General features: G+C 41.5%; 13 protein-coding genes. All 13 read left to right on the top strand.

What is annotated here, in order from left to right:
- Positions 1–497 precede the first annotated feature (497 nt).
- Positions 498–2,327 carry an APC family permease gene (locus EKM98_RS08760; protein WP_125982109.1) on the top strand — a complete coding sequence of 610 codons (1,830 nt, stop codon included), beginning with the start codon at positions 498–500 and terminating at the stop codon, positions 2,325–2,327.
- A gap of 100 nt (positions 2,328–2,427) precedes the next feature.
- Complete coding sequence (locus tag EKM98_RS08755) at positions 2,428–3,237, top strand: TIGR00282 family metallophosphoesterase (RefSeq protein ID WP_125982108.1); 810 nt, start codon at positions 2,428–2,430, stop codon at positions 3,235–3,237.
- Positions 3,238–3,251: 14 nt separating this feature from the next.
- The gene (locus EKM98_RS08750; RefSeq protein ID WP_125982106.1) at positions 3,252–3,632 is read left to right on the top strand and encodes a YlbF family regulator; all 381 of its coding nucleotides are present in this window, start codon (positions 3,252–3,254) and stop codon (positions 3,630–3,632) included.
- A gap of 2 nt (positions 3,633–3,634) precedes the next feature.
- Complete coding sequence (mutS, locus tag EKM98_RS08745) at positions 3,635–6,343, top strand: DNA mismatch repair protein MutS (RefSeq protein ID WP_125982104.1); 2,709 nt, start codon at positions 3,635–3,637, stop codon at positions 6,341–6,343.
- A 184-nt stretch (positions 6,344–6,527) separates the two neighbouring features.
- Positions 6,528–8,486: a DNA mismatch repair endonuclease MutL gene (mutL, locus tag EKM98_RS08740; protein ID WP_125982102.1), complete on the top strand. Its 1,959-nt coding sequence runs from the start codon at positions 6,528–6,530 to the stop codon at positions 8,484–8,486.
- 383 nt (positions 8,487–8,869) lie between these two features.
- Positions 8,870–9,202, top strand: a complete 333-nt coding sequence (locus tag EKM98_RS08735; RefSeq protein ID WP_125982100.1) for a DMT family transporter — start codon at positions 8,870–8,872, stop codon at positions 9,200–9,202.
- Positions 9,199–9,513: a DMT family transporter gene (locus tag EKM98_RS08730; protein ID WP_125982099.1), complete on the top strand. Its 315-nt coding sequence runs from the start codon at positions 9,199–9,201 to the stop codon at positions 9,511–9,513. Before EKM98_RS08735 ends, EKM98_RS08730 begins: the two co-directional genes overlap by 4 nt.
- Positions 9,514–9,612: 99 nt before the next feature.
- A complete protein-coding gene (gene ruvA, locus EKM98_RS08725; protein ID WP_125982097.1) occupies positions 9,613–10,224 on the top strand; it encodes a Holliday junction branch migration protein RuvA in 612 nt (203 codons plus the stop codon).
- 17 nt (positions 10,225–10,241) lie between these two features.
- The gene (ruvB, locus tag EKM98_RS08720; protein WP_125982096.1) at positions 10,242–11,252 is read left to right on the top strand and encodes a Holliday junction branch migration DNA helicase RuvB; all 1,011 of its coding nucleotides are present in this window, start codon (positions 10,242–10,244) and stop codon (positions 11,250–11,252) included.
- A gap of 27 nt (positions 11,253–11,279) precedes the next feature.
- The gene (gene queA / locus EKM98_RS08715; RefSeq protein ID WP_125982094.1) at positions 11,280–12,314 is read left to right on the top strand and encodes a tRNA preQ1(34) S-adenosylmethionine ribosyltransferase-isomerase QueA; all 1,035 of its coding nucleotides are present in this window, start codon (positions 11,280–11,282) and stop codon (positions 12,312–12,314) included.
- 500 nt (positions 12,315–12,814) lie between these two features.
- Positions 12,815–13,957 (top strand): tRNA guanosine(34) transglycosylase Tgt, encoded by a 1,143-nt coding sequence (gene tgt, locus EKM98_RS08710; protein ID WP_125982092.1) that lies wholly within the window; start codon positions 12,815–12,817, stop codon positions 13,955–13,957.
- Between the two features lie 79 nt (positions 13,958–14,036).
- Positions 14,037–14,432 (top strand): preprotein translocase subunit YajC, encoded by a 396-nt coding sequence (gene yajC, locus EKM98_RS08705; protein WP_125982091.1) that lies wholly within the window; start codon positions 14,037–14,039, stop codon positions 14,430–14,432.
- Positions 14,433–15,332: 900 nt separating this feature from the next.
- Complete coding sequence (adhE, locus tag EKM98_RS08700) at positions 15,333–17,957, top strand: bifunctional acetaldehyde-CoA/alcohol dehydrogenase (RefSeq protein WP_125982089.1); 2,625 nt, start codon at positions 15,333–15,335, stop codon at positions 17,955–17,957.
- The last annotated feature ends 262 nt before the right edge of the window (positions 17,958–18,219 follow it).

Genomic DNA, 18,219 nt, shown 5'->3' with positions numbered 1-18,219 from the left:
CTGTTATTATGAATTAGAACTGAGAAATTGGGCGGTTACGATGTGCTATTTTTACCATTAATTTATATACACTACGCCTGGTTATTCAATTTATAAATTTAAACAAAATTCAGGCTAGAATACGGAGATTGATAGGCGTACAATGATTCTTGTTTATCATGAGTAGATCAATTCGAAGTAACTATAAATACTTGTTTCTACAGCTTACATGCTTATCAATAAATAATAGGGATATGGCGCTTGTATAAGGCGTGTTCGAAACCATTTTAGCTAGTAGTTGACCGCTTAATCCAGTGTAATGTGTTTGAAAAAGAAAGTTCCTGTGCTTGCCGTGTTTTAACCGGGCGCTTTTCCAAACGCTCCCCTAGGCTGAACGTTATGCCTTGTTTTTTTATTTGGGGAATAACGGCAGTGTAGCTAATTATTTTACGAGTTGGAAGATACTTACGCCACTTGGAGAATATGTATTTGATTTATAAAAGGGAGAGCTAAAAGTCATGCAACATATCAAACGATTCTTCATCGGTAAACCATTAAAGTCGTCCGATGAAGGGGGACAACAGCTGAGTAAGGTAAAGGCGTTGGCGTTATTGTCTTCTGACGCGCTATCTTCAGTGGCTTACGGAACCGAACAGATTGTGACCGTTTTAATCACACTTTCAGCAGCAGCAATTTGGTATTCGCTACCAATTGCGGCCTTTGTGCTGATCTTATTGACGTCACTTATTTTGTCTTATCGGCAAATTATTCATGCTTATCCACAGGGTGGCGGCGCCTATATTGTTTCTAGTGAAAATCTAGGGACTTATCCAGGCCTGATTGCCGGAGGGTCACTGTTAGTTGATTATATGTTAACGGTGGCGGTTTCCGTTTCTGCCGGGACAGAGGCCATTATCTCGGCGGTGCCGGCGCTCTATGGTAATCAAGTGGGAATTGCAATTCTTATTGTGGTGTTAATTACTGCGATGAATTTACGGGGACTGCGCGATTCAGCGTCGCTGTTAATGATCCCAGTATATTTATTTGTGGTCGTCATTACCATTATGATTCTTACTGGTTTGGCTAGGATTTCCACCGGTAGTCTGGCCTTTCACGCAACCTCATTAGTTGGTGCCGCAGTCCCTGGGATCACTGTTGGCCTGATTTTGCGGGCCTTTTCGTCGGGATCGTCATCCTTAACTGGGGTTGAGGCCATTTCAAATGCAGTTCCGTTTTTTAAAAAGCCTAAGGCCAAAAACGCTGCTGCAACGCTTGCAATTATGGGTATTATTTTAGGCTTCTTCTTTGCCGGAGTGACCTATTTAAACTGGTATTTGGGAATTACCCCCAAATTAAAAGTGACGATTTTATCACAAGTTGGGGCCGCAATCTTTGGTCACGGCAGTGTCATGTTTTACATTTTACAGTTCTCAACGGCCTTAATCTTGGCGTTGGCGGCCAATACAGGCTTTTCCGCCTTTCCAATTTTGGCCTATAATTTGGCTAAAGATAAATTTATGCCCCACATGTACATGGATCGCGGGGATCGTTTAGGCTATTCAAATGGTATTTTAACGTTGGCGTTGGGTTCAATTGTTTTAATCTTTATCTTCAATGGAAGTACCGAACGTTTGATTCCACTTTACGCAACGGGTGTTTTCGTACCGTTTACTCTAAGCCAAACAGGGATGATCCGTAAATGGTGGCACGAACGTTCAAAGGGCTGGATTGGCCGTTCGTTAGCCAATTTTGTTGGGGCTTTGATCTCATTTTCAATCTTCATTTTTCTATTGATGTATCACCTAGGCGATGTTTGGCCATACTTTATTATTATGCCAATTGTGTTATTGGTCTTTTATAAAATTCATGATCATTATCGTAAGGTTGCCGCTCAATTACGCTTAGTGGAACAGGTTAAATTTCATGACTACGCTGGTAGTACAGTGATTGTGCTCGTGAGCAACGTGACCCAAGTAACTGTGGGCGCATTAAATTATGCCCGTTCAATTGGCGATTACGTCATTGCTATGCACGTTTCAATGGACGAAAATCCAGCCAAAGAACACGAGACGGAATCCGAGTTTAAAAAAGATTTTCCGGACATTCGGTTTGTTGATATTCATTCGTCTTACCGTTCAGTTTCACGGCCGGTACTGCGCTTTGCGAAAATTATTAGCAAAAACGCCCGCGATCGTAACTACACAATTACGATTTTAGTGCCACAGTTTGTGCCGAAGAAACCATGGCAAAATATTTTGCATAACCAGACGAGTCTTCGTTTACGGGCCGCGCTGGCCTCCCGGGAAGACATTGTCGTCGCAACTTATAGTTATCATCTAAAACGTTAGTCATTCGATTAGACCAAATACGACTAAAGAGAATGCTTTAGCTTTCTGCTAGACTAAAAATGGTACAATGATTGTATGTTGATTGGAAAAGAGGAGCAAGATGCGGATATTATTTGTTGGGGATGTTATGGGATCGCGCGGTCGCGACATGATCAAGGATTACTTACCACAACTAAAAACGAAATTTCGGCCACAAGTGACGATTGTCAACGGTGAAAATGCTGCCGGCGGTCGTGGAATTACGGAGAAAATCTACAAGGGCTTTTTACAGGCGGGTGCGGACGTTGTCACCATGGGTAATCACGTTTGGGATAACCGCGATATTTTTGACTTTATTGACAGTGCCAAAAAAATGGTACGGCCGGCCAATTTTCCTGAAGAAACAACGCCAGGTTTAGGCTTCGTCTACGTACAAGTTAATCAGCTTAAACTGGCTGTGATTAATTTACAGGGTAACGCGCTAATGGGTCAGTCGTTGGCTAATCCATTTCATAAAGCTGATCGATTATTAAAAGAGATTCACCAGCAAACGGATCTAGTGTTTATTGATTTTCACGCGGAGACAACGGCTGAAAAAGAAGCCTTGGCGTGGTATCTAGACGGTCAAATATCCGCGTTGGTTGGAACCCATACTCACGTTCAAACCAATGATGCACGGATCTTGCCGGATGGGACGGCTTATTTGACTGATGCTGGGATGACCGGGGCCTACGATGCTATTTTAGGCGTTAAACCCGCAAAGAGTATCGAACGCTTTTTAACCCAGATGCCAACCCGGTATGAGGTTAAGGAAGATGGTCGCGGTATTTTATCGGGATGTTTTATTGAAATTGATGATACAACTGGTAAGGCAAAACATATTGAACCAGTTTTGATTAATGCAGATCACCCGTTTGGTTTTGAACAATAGATGAGGTGAACGTTATGAACTTAACCGACAAAAGCTTGATGGATGATAAAACCCGTCAAGCTTTAGTGCGTTTAACACATTTAATTCAACAAGAAGAAACAATTAAGAATTATCAATTTGTTGCCAAGCAAGTCAACCAAAATAAAAAGTTGCGAAAGCTGCAGCAGCAATTAGAAATAGCACAGAAGAACATTGTTAACGATGCCCACTATGATAAGCCCCAGGCCGCTGCAAAAGCAAAGCAAGAGGCGGATCAATTAAAGCAGGAGTTGGACCAACATCCCTTAACCAAGGCTTATCGGGATGCTTTATTTGAAGCAGATGAGACGTTACGTTTTATTACAGATCATCTGCAGAACGCAGTTTCAGATTTAACAGAGAAAGAAGGGCATTAATCGTGCCACAGAAAACAAAAGAGACACCAATGATGGAACAATATAATGCCATTAAAAAGGATTATCCAGACGCCTTTTTATTTTACCGAATTGGTGATTTCTATGAATTGTTCAATGACGATGCGATTAAGGGTGCACAACTTTTGGAATTAACCTTAACGGCGCGGAATAAAAGCGCCGCTGATCCGATTCCAATGTGTGGTGTGCCCCACCATGCTGCTCAAAATTACGTTGATATTTTGGTGGATAAGGGTTATAAAGTCGCAATCTGTGAACAGACGGAAGATCCTAGAAAAGCTGTTGGCATGGTCAAACGTGAAGTTATTCAGTTGGTTACGCCGGGAACTAATATGGATCAAAAGGCAGCGACGGCTAAGTCGAATAATTATTTAACGGCTTTAATTGAAGCCAAAGAGGATCACTATGGCTTTGCCTACACTGATCTATCCACTGGTGAACTCAAAGTTAGTCTTTTAATTGGTGAAGAAGATGTTGTTAACGAAACAATGAGTTTGCGCACCAAAGAAATTGTGGCCAATCACGAAGTTAGTCCAAAACTTTTGGCTGATTTAACGAAGCTAGGAATTCTAATTTCCTATCAGGATAAAATTACCCCTCATGCTGAATTAGCATTTGTGACGCAAAATTTAACGGATATGACGGAAGTTAAAGTTGTAGAACAATTATTGATGTATTTGACGGTGACGCAAAAACGAACGTTAGCCCATTTACAGGCGGCGGAGGAATACGAGCCATCCCATTTTCTCAAAATGGATCACTACGCCAAGCGCAATTTGGAATTAGTAACTTCAATGCGTAACGAGAACCGCAATGGGACGCTATTGTGGTTATTGGATAGTACTAAAACGGCGATGGGTGGGCGTTTATTAAAGCAGTGGCTTGATCGACCGTTAATTAATTACGATGCGATTACCCGCCGCCAAAACAAAGTGGCCAGTTTGCTGGATCATTTCTTTGAACGCTCCAGTTTACAAGAAGAGCTGACTAAAGTTTATGATTTGGAACGTTTAGCCGGGCGAGTGGCCTTTGGCAACGTTAACGGGCGTGATTTAATCCAGCTGAAAACATCGTTGCTGCAAATTCCAAAAGTGAAGGATATCTTGGCGACTATCAATGATGGGACCTTTGATGATGTGATTAAGCATTTGGATCCAGTTAGTGACGTAACCGATTTAATTGACCTAGCCATTAATGATGATCCGCCGGTTTCGACGAAGGATGGTAATTTAATTAAGTCTGGCTACAATCAGCAATTAGATGACTACCGTGACGCGATGAAAAATGGTAAGCAGTGGATTGCTGAGCTGCAGGCCAAAGAACGGAAAACAACCGGCATTCATAATCTTAAAATTGGTTTTAACCGTATTTTTGGTTACTATATTGAGGTCACCAAAGCTAATTTGGCCACCTTGCCAGAAGGACGTTATGAACGCAAACAGACGCTGACTAATGCGGAACGATTTAGTACACCGGAGCTAAAAGAAAAAGAAACGTTGATTTTGGAAGCACAAGAAAAATCAACGGCCCTGGAATATGATTTATTTACTGAAGTCCGCGAGAAGGTTAAGGCGCAAATCCACCGGCTACAGCAGTTGGCAAAGGGTGTTGCCGAATTAGACGTTTTACAAAGCTTTGCTGTGACCAGCGAAAACTACCATTATGTGCGGCCGGCATTAACTAAGCAACAACATGACTTGAAAATTGTGGCTGGACGGCACCCAGTTGTTGAAAAGGTATTAGGCGAACAAAAATATATTCCAAACGATGTGACAATGACACCAGATAATGCTATTTTATTGATTACCGGACCAAATATGTCAGGTAAAAGTACTTATATGCGGCAATTGGCTTTGATTGTTATTATGGCGCAAATGGGGTGTTTTGTTCCGGCAACTAAAGCAACGTTGCCGATTTTTGACCAGATTTTCACCCGAATTGGTGCGGCCGATGATCTAATTTCTGGGCAAAGTACCTTTATGGTGGAAATGATGGAATCAAATGAGGCTTTGGCCCACGCAACGCAAAATAGTCTAGTTTTATTTGACGAAATTGGCCGGGGAACGGCAACTTATGATGGGATGGCTTTAGCTCAGGCGATCATCGAATATCTGCACGATCACGTTCATGCTAAAACGTTATTTTCGACGCATTATCATGAACTGACCGCCCTAGAATCACGTTTACCTGGTTTAAAGAATGTTCACGTTGGTGCCGTTGAGGAAAATGGCACGCTCGTTTTCTTGCATAAAATGCTGCCTGGTGCAGCGGACAAGTCCTATGGTATTCACGTTGCTAAGCTAGCAGGACTGCCTGATAGTTTGCTTAAACGCGCGACAACTATTTTGACAAAGCTGGAAAAACAACCAACTGTGTTACCTAGTGGTGAACAAACTGATAGCGCGGCTGAAGTAGCTGATCAACCTGCTAGTTCTGCGGCAGCGGTTATTCCGGCAGGGGGTAACGCGGACCACAATAAACAAAAACAGGATAGTGCTGCGACGTCCCAGGAGACAGAAAAGCAGTCAACTGAAGTTGATGAACAACTGGCTTTGTTTAATTACCAAGAGAACAACGTGTCCCAAGCAGAAGGGAAAGTTCTGACTGATTTAAAAGAGCTTAATTTAATGAGTATGACGCCAATGGATGTCATGAATACACTTTATAAATGGCAGCGGAAACTAAAAGATTAAACTGATTAAAATAGGGGCAAGTTGAGTTTTCCTGCTGCATGACTTGTGCTAGGAGAACGGTCGATTACTGAAAATAAGCGAGTGGGCCAAAAGTCGGTTTTGGCGTATGTTCTGGGTAACGCTCGGAAATAGTAATAGGCCTTTTGTTCCAAGTTTACCTATTAAGAATTGAGGAGGTAGGATTATGGCCAAAATTCAGGAATTGGCGGAAGTCTTAACCAATCAAATTGCGGCTGGCGAAGTGATTGAACGCCCAGCATCCGTTGTTAAAGAATTAGTGGAAAACGCACTAGATGCCGGTGGCAACCAAATTGATATTATTGTTGAAGAGGCTGGGTTACGGCGAATTCAAGTTATTGATAATGGGGCAGGTATTCCGGCGGATGAGGTCACAACGGCGTTTAAGCGCCATGCTACTAGTAAAATTACGTCGCGGGAGGATTTGTTTAAGGTTCGTTCGTTAGGCTTTCGTGGTGAAGCTTTACCCAGTATTGCCTCGGTTTCTGACATGACACTGGAAAGTTCCACTGGTGCGGAGATTGGGGAGTACGTGCATTATCGTGGGGGCAAATTAATTGAGCAAAAGCATAGTGCCGTGCGCCAAGGGACAACTGTTAGTGTTAAGGATCTCTTCTTTAATACGCCAGCCCGGTTAAAATACGTTAAATCACCACAAACCGAGCTTGCCAATATTGGCGATATTGTTAACCGGTTAGCATTAAGCCACCCGCAAGTTGCTTTTTCGTTAATTCATGAAGGCAACGTCATTTTAAAAACAAGTGGAAGTGGTGGACTTCAACGCACGATTGCGGGAATTTATGGTGTCGGAAATGCGCGTAAAATGCTAGAAATTTCCGCAAAAGATCTCGATTTTCAATTGACTGGTTTTGTATCATTGCCAGAACTAACGCGGTCTTCCCGGCGTTATTTGACCGTTTTAATTAATGGTCGGTACATCAAAAATTACCAGTTGAACAAGGCGATCATCGCCGGCTATGGGTCGAAATTAATGGTAGGCCGCTATCCAATTGTCGTGCTGGCAATTAAAATGGATCCGATATTAGTCGATGTTAACGTTCATCCGGCCAAGCAGGAAGTACGTTTGAGCAAAGAGGATGAGCTTTCGCAGCTGATTCAAAAAACAATCTATGCACGATTGAGTCAAGAAAACCTAATTCCCGACGCAAATCGTAATTTACGCCGTAAGGATCCAGTAAATACTGATCAGTTACAAATTGATTTAAATGCGGCCAGTACACAGTGGCAGCAAGCACCAGCAACACCAACCGAACTCGCTGCTCAAAGTTCGGCAGTGGCTGATCGAATTGCAGAACCAGCACCAACCTTGGCCACGAAAAAAAATGCTGTCGCGGAACCAGCGGCCAATTCTAGTCAGCCGATTTTTGAAGATCCCCAACGACTAGCTGATTTTGATGCGCGCTATCAAAGTGAGCAGGTTGGTGCTGCCTTTGGGACGGAACCTAATCCAACCACAATAGCTGTAGAACAGCCCAAACAAGCGCAGCAACCACGGTTTCCTCATTTAGACTACATTGGTCAAATGCACGGCACCTATTTATTTGCTCAGGGCGAAGATGGTTTCTATATTTTAGATCAACATGCGGCCCAGGAACGGGTAAATTATGAATTTTACCGTAAAGAAATCGGTAAGGTCACGCAAGATTTACAAAGCTTGCTTGTCCCCCTTGTTCTGGATTACCCGACTAGCGATGCCATTCGAATTCGGGATCGGGCACCGATATTAAAGCAAGTTGGCATCAATTTAGAATCTTTTGGCCAAAATAGTTTCATTTTACGGAGCCACCCAACCTGGTTTAAGGCCGGGCAAGAAGAAGATACTGCCAAGGAAATGATTGATTATGTTTTAGAAGATAATAAAATCGATGTTGCGGCATTTCGCGAAAAAACGGCGATTATGATGAGTTGTAAGCGTGCAATTAAGGCCAATCATCATTTGGACAATAAGCAGGCGCGGGCGCTTTTGCAACGCTTGCCACAGTGTGAAAACCCCTTTAATTGTCCACATGGTCGGCCAGTGTTAGTTCACTTTTCAGGAAATGATTTAGAGAAAATGTTTAAACGGATTCAAGATAGTCATGAAAGTGCGCGTGGTGAGGCTTAAATTGTATCGGAAGGGCATTCTTGCCAGCTTTTCACAACTAATTTGGTCTGAACGTGTCTGAAAAATTAGCCTTTTATGTCTAGATATGATTAATGAACCTTAGTGGAGTTGGTAGTTTAACACCAATCTGATTAAGGTATTGTGGCACCGTTTTTTGTTTCCAAAGTGAAATTTAGTTCTTTTCTGCCCCACTCTCAGTTGTAAGAGTTTGCTGAGCGGATTGTAAAATAGTTCTAACAATTGCCCAAATGGCGCTTTAGTTTGTTAAACTGAGTCTAACTTAATCAAGTATGAACAAGAATTTCGGCCGAAGAATGTGCCATGCATTCTTTGGTCGTTTTTTATTTTGCTAAGAGATGCTGTTGAATTTAGGAGGGATAAGGATGGCTTATATTTCTTTATTAATTGCTGGTTTATTAGAGGTTGGTTGGGCGACTAGTTTGGAGGCTAGTCACGGTTTTACCCAGTTAGGACCTACCTTGTTGACCGTATTCTTGCTTGCTTGTAGTTTTTATTTTCTTAATTTTGCGTTACAAGCATTTGGTGTTGGCGTTACCTACGCCGTTTTTACAGGAATCGGTACGGCTGGGACTTCACTTGTTGGAATGACAATTCTTGGTGAATCAGTATCGGTTGGTAAATTGTTGGCACTGGGCATTTTATTGTTTGGAATTATTGGTCTGGAACTTAGCAACGTGAAGGGAGAGCGCCCATGAGTTGGTTAATGTTAATTATTGCCGGTTTTTGTGAGTTAGGTTTTATCGCCTGGTTGCAGCAGGCAATGGCTACTGGCCGCTGGTATTATCGGTTACTCTCGGTGTTCAGCGTTACCCTTAGTATGATCTTACTGAGTCAAGCAACAAAAACAATACCTTTAAGTGTGGCCTATGCAGTTTGGACTGGGATTGGCGCAATAAGTAGTGTGCTATACGGGATTTTTAGATTAAATGAAAAAAGTTCACCCGCCAAATTTTTCTTTGTTGGCTGTATTTTGGTTGGTGTCATTGGCTTAAAAATGGCCGGCTAAAATGAAATCTCCGATAAGCCGGTAAAAATTGAGCTAGGTGTGGTACAATGCTATCAGGCAAACATATGTACTCATTTAAAAAAGTAAGGAATTGTGGTTATGTATGATTATTTCGTTGGCTACGTCACGTACGTAAGCCCTTTTTATATTGTGCTTGAAGTTAACGGAGTGGGTTATAAGCTTCAATTGGCCAACCCATTTCGTTTTGAAGTTTCAAAGGAAAAGCAACAAAAAATTTACGTTTACCAGGCAATTCGTGATACAGAGATCACCTTATTTGGTTTCGGTAATCAAGATGAAAAATTACTATTTGAAAAGTTAATTAAGGTTTCTGGTATTGGGCCGAAATCGGCGTTGGCTATTTTGGCAAATAATGATCATGCTGGTTTGATTAACGCAATTAAAACTGACGACGTGGGTTATTTAACTAAGTTTCCTGGTGTCGGCAAAAAAACGGCTCAGCAAATTGTTCTTGATTTAAAGGGTAAGCTGACTGATTTAACTAATCCAGAGACCGTTCCAGGCCAGCAAAGTATGCCAGTCATGGACGAAACGCTGAGTCCGTATTTAAAGGAAACATTGGCGGCTTTATCGGCATTGGGCTATAAAGAACGTGAAGTTAAGGCAATCACTAAGCCACTAAAAACGTTTAGTGCGGATAGCACGGACGCTTATTTAAGTGAGGCTTTACGGTTATTGATGAAAGGTTAAGGTAAAGGAGGGTTTCGATGGCTGATAAACGTGTGATTTCACCGGAAACAGAAGATAATGGCGAAGAAAGTCTTGAAAAATCATTACGCCCTCAGTATCTAAGTCAGTACATCGGTCAGGATAAGGTCAAAAGTGAGTTGCAAGTGTATATTGCGGCAGCCAAAAAGCGTGAAGAGGCATTAGACCACGTTTTGCTGTATGGACCACCGGGTTTAGGTAAAACAACTTTAGCAATGGTAATTGCTCGTGAAATGCAGGTTAACATTCGAACAACGAGTGGCCCAGCGATTGAAAAGCCAGGCGATTTAGTCGCAATTTTAAATGAACTGCAACCTGGAGATATTCTATTTATTGATGAAATTCACCGCTTACCAAAGATTGTGGAAGAAATGCTCTATTCGGCAATGGAAGACTTTTTTGTTGATATTGTTATCGGCCAAGGCCCAACAGCCCATCCGGTTCATTTTCCATTGCCACCGTTTACTTTGATCGGCGCAACCACACGGGCTGGCCTATTATCGGCACCGTTACGGGATCGATTTGGTATTGTTGAACATATGGCGTATTATAAAGAGGCTGATTTGACCGATATTGTGGAACGATCGGCCGATATTTTTGATACCAAGATTGCGTTAGAAGGCGCCCATGAAATTGCCCGCCGTTCCCGGGGAACACCTCGGGTGGCCAACCGACTGTTAAAGCGGATTCGTGATTTTGCGCAGGTGGCCGATCAAAAATCAATTGATCAGTTAATTGTTGCTAAGGCACTCAAGCTGCTGCAAGTTGATGATCGCGGATTAGATTACGTTGATCAAAAATTATTACTGACGATGATCAATTATTACGATGGCGGGCCAGTTGGGTTAGGTACAATTGCGGCCAATGTTGGTGAAGAGACGGAAACGATCGAAGAGATGTACGAACCGTACTTATTGCAGATTGGTTTCTTGAAGCGAACGCAACGTGGCCGGGTTGTGACGCCGCAAGCATACGCACACTTAGGTATTAAATATGAACCAAAAAAATAAGTTGACTGACGTAAAGGAAGTAGAATTATGGGATTAACACTTGAAGATTTTGATTATAATTTGCCCCACGAACTTATCGCCCAAACACCATTAAAAGAGCGGGACGCCTCACGCTTACTGGTTTTAGATCATAAAACTGGTGAAATGGCCGATAAACATTTTTATGACATTCTTGATGAATTACACGCCGGGGATGCCGTTGTAATGAATGATACCCGCGTAATGCCCGCTCGACTATACGGGGTTAAGCCAGATACTGGTGGGCATATGGAAGTATTATTGTTAAACAATACGGACGGTGACAATTGGGAAACACTAATGAAGCCGGCTAAACGGGCCAAAGTTGGAACGGAGATTGTCTTTGGTGATGGTCAATTAAAAGCGACGGTCACGAAAGAATTGGAACACGGTGGCCGGATGATTGAATTTCACTATGCTGGTATCTTTATGGAAATTCTAGAACAATTAGGTGAAACACCATTACCACCGTACATTAAAGAAAAATTAGATGATCCTGAGATGTACCAAACAGTTTACGCTAAAGAAAATGGCTCGGCTGCAGCACCAACCGCCGGATTACACTGGACTAAGGATTTGCTTAAACAAGTTCAGGATAAGGGCGTTAAGCTAATTTATTTAACCTTGCACGTTGGTCTTGGTACATTTCGGCCAGTTGATGAGGAGAATATTGACGACCATAAAATGCACAGCGAATTTTACCGTTTGACACCGAAAGCGGCCGCCGAATTAAACGAAGTTCGACAAAATGGTGGTCGAATTATTGCCACTGGGACCACGTCAATTCGGACGTTAGAAACGATTGGTACTAAGTTTAATGGTGAAATTAAGGCCGATTCTGGTTGGACCGACATTTTTATTAAGCCTGGCTACAAGTGGCAGGTTGTCGATGCCTTCATTACTAACTTTCATTTGCCAAAATCAACGCTAGTGATGTTAGTTGCTGCCTTTACAGGGCGGGACACAATTCTTAATGCTTATGCCCACGCAATTGAAGAGCGTTACCGTTTCTTTAGTTTCGGCGATGCTATGTTTATTAAATAGCTATCAGAAGAATTTTGCTCTGAATTGACAGCCAAGAAAGAAGCCACGGTAAACTTAAAGGTTTACCGTGGCTTCTTTCGAATGAAATTGGTTTGAGCCATTTAATGACAAAAAAACAGGAAATACGCCAGCCAAGATTTTTTGTTTGAGACATGATCAAGGACCATGCGGGGTGTTACAAAAATGTCACTCTAACGCATTAGTAATCAAAACGGCTGTACGAACGTAACAAGCTAATGGAGACTGTTCAAGACAACAATTTATTTTGATAACAATTGATTAGGTTCAATTAGCGAGAAAGTTCGGACTTGGCTTTAGCAATACTTCCCGTCAATCGTATTTTAACACATCTTTAAGCGCTTTCAAATACTTTTTGATTACTTGCCAAATTGTTTTAAAATGATAGAATGTGACAGTTAAGAAGATTTAATGGCATCCTTTTAGCCGTTTAGGTTATAGGTTTATTGCTAAATTGATTTAATAATAAAGGAGTCAAAATTATGGAACCAGCGATCAAATATCGCTTGATTAAAAAAGAGAAACACACTGGTGCCCGCCTAGGTGAGATTACAACCCCCCACGGTACTTTCCAAACGCCAATGTTTATGCCTGTTGGAACTAATGCTTCCGTAAAAACGATGGCTCCAGAAGAGTTAGACAAGATGGGTGCCGGTATTATTTTGGCGAATACGTATCATTTATGGCTGCGGCCAGGTGAAGATATTGTCAAGGAAGCTGGTGGCCTGCATCGTTTTATGAATTGGGATAAAGGAATCTTAACTGATTCTGGTGGCTTTCAAGTCTTTTCCCTCGCAAACACCCGGAACATCACTGAAGAAGGCGTGCATTTTAAAAATCACCTTAATGGTGCGGCAATGTTTTTGTCACCAGAGAAGGCCATGCAAATCGAAAATGATCTCGGCCCGGATATTATGATGAGTTTAGACGAATGTCCACCATTTTTTGAAAGTTATGAGTACGTTAAGCATTCAGTTGCGCGAACAAGTCGTTGGGCTGAACGTGGTTTGAAGGCTCATCGCAATCCAGCAACCCAAGGTCTATTTGGGATTGTTCAAGGCGCCGGTTTCAAAGATCTCCGTGAACAAAGTGCCAAGGATTTGGTTAGTTTAGATTTTCCAGGTTATTCAATTGGTGGTTTGTCCGTTGGCGAGTCCAAGGCGGAAATGAATCATGTTTTAGATTTTACGGCGCCACTGTTACCAGAAAATAAGCCGCGCTATTTAATGGGAGTTGGTTCTGCAGATGCTTTGATTGATGGGGCTATTCGGGGGATTGACATGTTCGATTGTGTCTTGCCAACTCGGATTGCCCGTAACGGGACAGTTATGACGAGCCATGGTCGACTAGTCGTTAAAAATGCGCAGTACGCCCATGATTTTGGCCCACTGGATGATAATTGTCAGTGCTACGCTTGTCGTAATTACAGTCGGGCCTATATTCGGCATTTGATCAAGGCCAACGAAATTTTTGGAATTCATTTAACAAGTTATCACAATCTTTATTTCTTGTTGCACTTAATGAAACAGGTGCGGCAGGCAATTGTGGATGATAATCTACTTGATTTTCGGGAAGCGTTTTTTGAAAGTTACGGATTTAACCAAGAAAATGCGCGTAATTTTTAGTTTTAACTGGAAGTCCGAAAGTAAGTCTGTTAGGCTTATTAATAGAGTTTCAGAAAAAATATAATGAGGTGTTAAATTTATGAATAGCGGTATGAGTTCAATTATTATGATCGTCATTTTGTTTGCTTTAATGTACTTTATGATGATTCGGCCCCAAAAAAAATCACAAGACAAAAAGAAACAAATGATGTCAGCAATGAAGCCCGGCGATGAAGTTGTTACAATTGGCGGACTTCACGGTGTTATCAGTAAAATAGATAATACGAAACAAACGGCTGAATTAGATATTGAAGGCGTTTATCTGACTTTTGATTTACGTGCAATTGGACGTGTTGTTAATCAGTCCGCGCCGACTAACGTCGAAGAGGCTAAGCCAACTAGTGATGAAGCAAAACCATCAAGTGAAGAAGCTGAAGCTAAAAGCGAAGTTCCTTACAACGAAGACGAAGATAAAAAAGATGACCAAACTAAGTAAATTTGGTTTAGTGGCAGAATAAAACAGTTTTCCAGTCGTATTTTGGATCGATAAATATCCCTCCATAGTTGATAGATGAACTAGGTTAGTTCGTTTATCAACTACGGAGGGATATTTGTCTGTCTGGGTCTAGACACATGCTTCAAGAAAATGACCTTACTAGTATTTATCTGACTAGTTCAGTGTAAACGTGTTGGAAAAAGCAGATTCCTGCGGTGACCGAGATGAATTTAATCGTGAGTTTATAACTGTGCTCCTTGGCTTTTGTCACAGGAATGGCCATCGCTTGTGGCAGCAAGATTATTAGCTGTGTCGCGGACTTCGGTTTAGTTAAGTCCGATCGACATTGTCAGCAAGGGCAGTAATAATCTTCAATGGTAAAGTAGAATTCAACCACTGTTCCAAACACTCTTTAGACTACGCTCGGAAACATGTTTTCCGTAGGTGAGGACGCAGACGGAACTTATTAAGTTCTTTGTAATGCCAGAATCAAGTACTTAATTGCGATACGTCGAAATTGTCGCGCCTTAGATAAATACGACCATTTCGAGTGTAATTGGGGGCTTGCTTTGCTCTATATTTAGCTTGACAAAAGTGGGTATTGTATGTTAAACTATCAATTAGGAGATCTTCTATTTTGAAATTGTCGTAAAAAATTTCAATTTTTTTCAAACAATTAGCTCGTTATTTTTGTGTTCATTGCGAAAATATTCACAAATAATTTTACCTACTTTTTTGAAAGATGTAATGGAAAACTAGCTTTTGCAATATTGAAAGCGCTTAATACAGCCAAAAAAATTCCACATTAAAAAGCTTTACAAAAAGAATTAGGAGAGGTACTATTTACTTGTGAAATAAATAACAAACAAAAAACGATAATTTGGAATGGAGATTCGAAATATGCTTAAACCGACAAACGTACCAAAAGCGACTGAAAAGAAAGAAACCGTTGATGTTGATAAGATGATCGATAACCTAGTTAAAAGATCCCACGTTGCCTTAGACAAAATGGCAAACTTTACACAAGAGCAAGTTGATAAAGTTTGTGAAGCAATGGCGATTGCGGCATTGGATAATCATATGAAGCTAGCCAAAATGGCAGTTGCTGAAACACACCGTGGCGTCGTTGAAGATAAAGCAATTAAAAATATGTATGCAAGTGAGTATATCTGGAATAGTATTCGCCACGATAAAACAGTGGGTATTATTGAAGACAATGATGAAGAACAATTGATGAAAATTGCCGAACCAGTTGGTGTTATTGCGGGTGTTACACCGGTAACAAACCCAACGTCAACTGTCGTTTTCAAATCATTAATTTCTCTAAAAACACGAAATACAATTATATTTGGCTTTCATCCGCAGGCTCAAAAATCGTGTGTGGAAACAGCAAAAATTATTCGTGCTGCAGCTATTGAGGCTGGGGCACCTGAAGACTGTATTGAATGGATTGATCAACCAAGTATCCAGGCAACTGGGGCTTTAATGAATCATGATGACGTTGCAACTGTTTTAGCAACTGGTGGCCCAAGCATGGTCAAGGCAGCTTATTCAACTGGTAAACCTGCTTTAGGTGTTGGTCCTGGTAATGGTCCAACGTACATCGAAAAGACGGCTAACATTAAGCAATCGGTAAATGATATTGTACTTTCAAAAACGTTTGATAACGGGATGGTTTGTGCTTCTGAAAATAGTGCCGTCGTTGACAGTGATATCTACGAACAGGTTAAGGCTGAATTCAAGTATTGGAACTGCTACTTTGTTAAAAAGAGCGATCAGAAGGCACTTTCTGACGCAATGTTTGACGAAAAACGTGGCGGTGTTAAAGGACCAATTGCTGGGAAGTCAGCTTACCAAATTGCTGAATTAGCGGGTATCAAAGTACCAGAAGATACTAAAGTTCTAATTGCTGAAATTGACGGTGTTGGGCCCAAGTACCCGCTCTCACGGGAAAAGTTATCACCGGTTTTGTCCTTGTATAAAGCTTCCGGTCATGATGAGGCCTTCAAGCTATGTGAAGAATTACTTGATTTTGGTGGATTAGGACATACTGCTGGCTTACACACAACCGATGATGACTTAATGACGAAATTTGCGCTTAAAATGAAGGCTTGCCGGATTCTTATCAATCAGCCTTCAGCAGTTGGTGGGATTGGTAATATCTATAACAATATGGTGCCTTCCTTAACACTTGGAACTGGTTCTTACGGTAAGAATTCAATTTCACATAACGTAACTGATTTTGATTTACTAAATATCAAAACAGTGGCAAAACGACGTAACAATATGCAGTGGATCAAGTTACCACCCAAGGTCTACTTTGAGCGTAATTCGGTTCGCTACCTTGAACAAATGGCAGGAATCAACCGAGTATTTCTAGTTTGTGATCCTGGAATGGTGAAATTTGGTTATTCGGATCGGGTATTAGATGTTCTGCGCAAGCGCCGCAATAATGTTGAGATTGAAGTCTTTTCAGATGTTGAACCAAATCCATCCACGGATACGGTCAATAAAGGGGTTGCCCGGATGGATGCTTTTAAGCCAGACACGGTCATTGCTTTAGGCGGTGGTTCGGCGATGGATGCCGGCAAGTTTATGTGGTTAATGTATGAACATCCAGAATCTTCTTTCTTTGGTGCCAAGCAAAAGTTTTTGGATATTCGTAAACGGACCTACCGCGTACCAACACCAAACAAGGCTAAATATATTGGGATTCCAACAACATCTGGTACTGGTTCGGAAGTAACACCGTACGCCGTTATTACGGATTCTAAGACGCACGTTAAGTACCCAATTACGGATTACGCAATGCAGCCGGATGTTGCTATCATTGATTCACAATTTGTTGAAACGGTCCCAAAACGCACAACTGCATGGACTGGCCTGGATGTTATCACCCACGCCACTGAGTCTTACGTTTCTAATATGGCCTCTGACTATACACGTGGCTGGTCACTACAAGCCCTACAACTAGCCTTTAAATATTTGAAAGCTTCTTATGATGGTGACCCAGTAGCAAGACAAAAGATGCATGACGCTTCCACTTTAGCTGGGATGGCATTTGCCAACGCATTCCTTGGAATTACCCATTCAATTGCGCATAAACTTGGCGGTGAATTTAACTTACCCCACGGCTTGGCCATTGCAATTACGTACCCCCAAGTGGTTCGTTACAATGCTGAGACGCCAACCAAGATAGCAATGTGGCCAAAATATGATCACTTTAGTGCTTTGAAGGATTACGCCGACATTGCTCGCTTCTTGGGCTTTGAGGGTAACAATGATGAAGAATTGAAGGAAAGCCTAGTTAAACACTTTATTGATTTAGCTCATTCAGTCGATGTGACGCTTGATTTGAAACATAATCGCGTTGAAAAGGATCACTTTGATAAAACTGTTGATGAATTAGCTGAATTGTCCTATGAAGATCAATGTACAACGGCTAACCCACGGGAACCATTGATTAAGGAATTGAAAGAGTTGCTTATTCGTGAGTGGGACGGTAAGGGTGTTGAAGTTAAATAATTAAGTATTGAAAAAGAACGTTTACGTTTTGCGCTCAAGTTACCCGGAAGTCGGGTGGTTAAAGCAATTAGGCGTGAACGTTCTTTGCTTTGGCCACCAATAGCAAGATAAATAATTTTTTGTCTGAAAGAGCCAAAAAATTGATTTTAGTTAATCTTTAATCGTTAGGTCAAGCACACTACTTTGTAAGCAGTAAATAACTGACCGACTTCAAAAATAATTTAATTCAAGTTATGATTGCCTCATCAAATAATTGGTGAGG

It is taken from the genome of Loigolactobacillus iwatensis (assembly GCF_003950295.1).
Taxonomy (GTDB): Bacteria; Bacillota; Bacilli; order Lactobacillales; family Lactobacillaceae; genus Loigolactobacillus; species Loigolactobacillus iwatensis.
The sequence above is the reverse complement of the archived record's forward strand: the minus strand, read 5'-3'. Positions and strand labels throughout refer to the sequence as shown.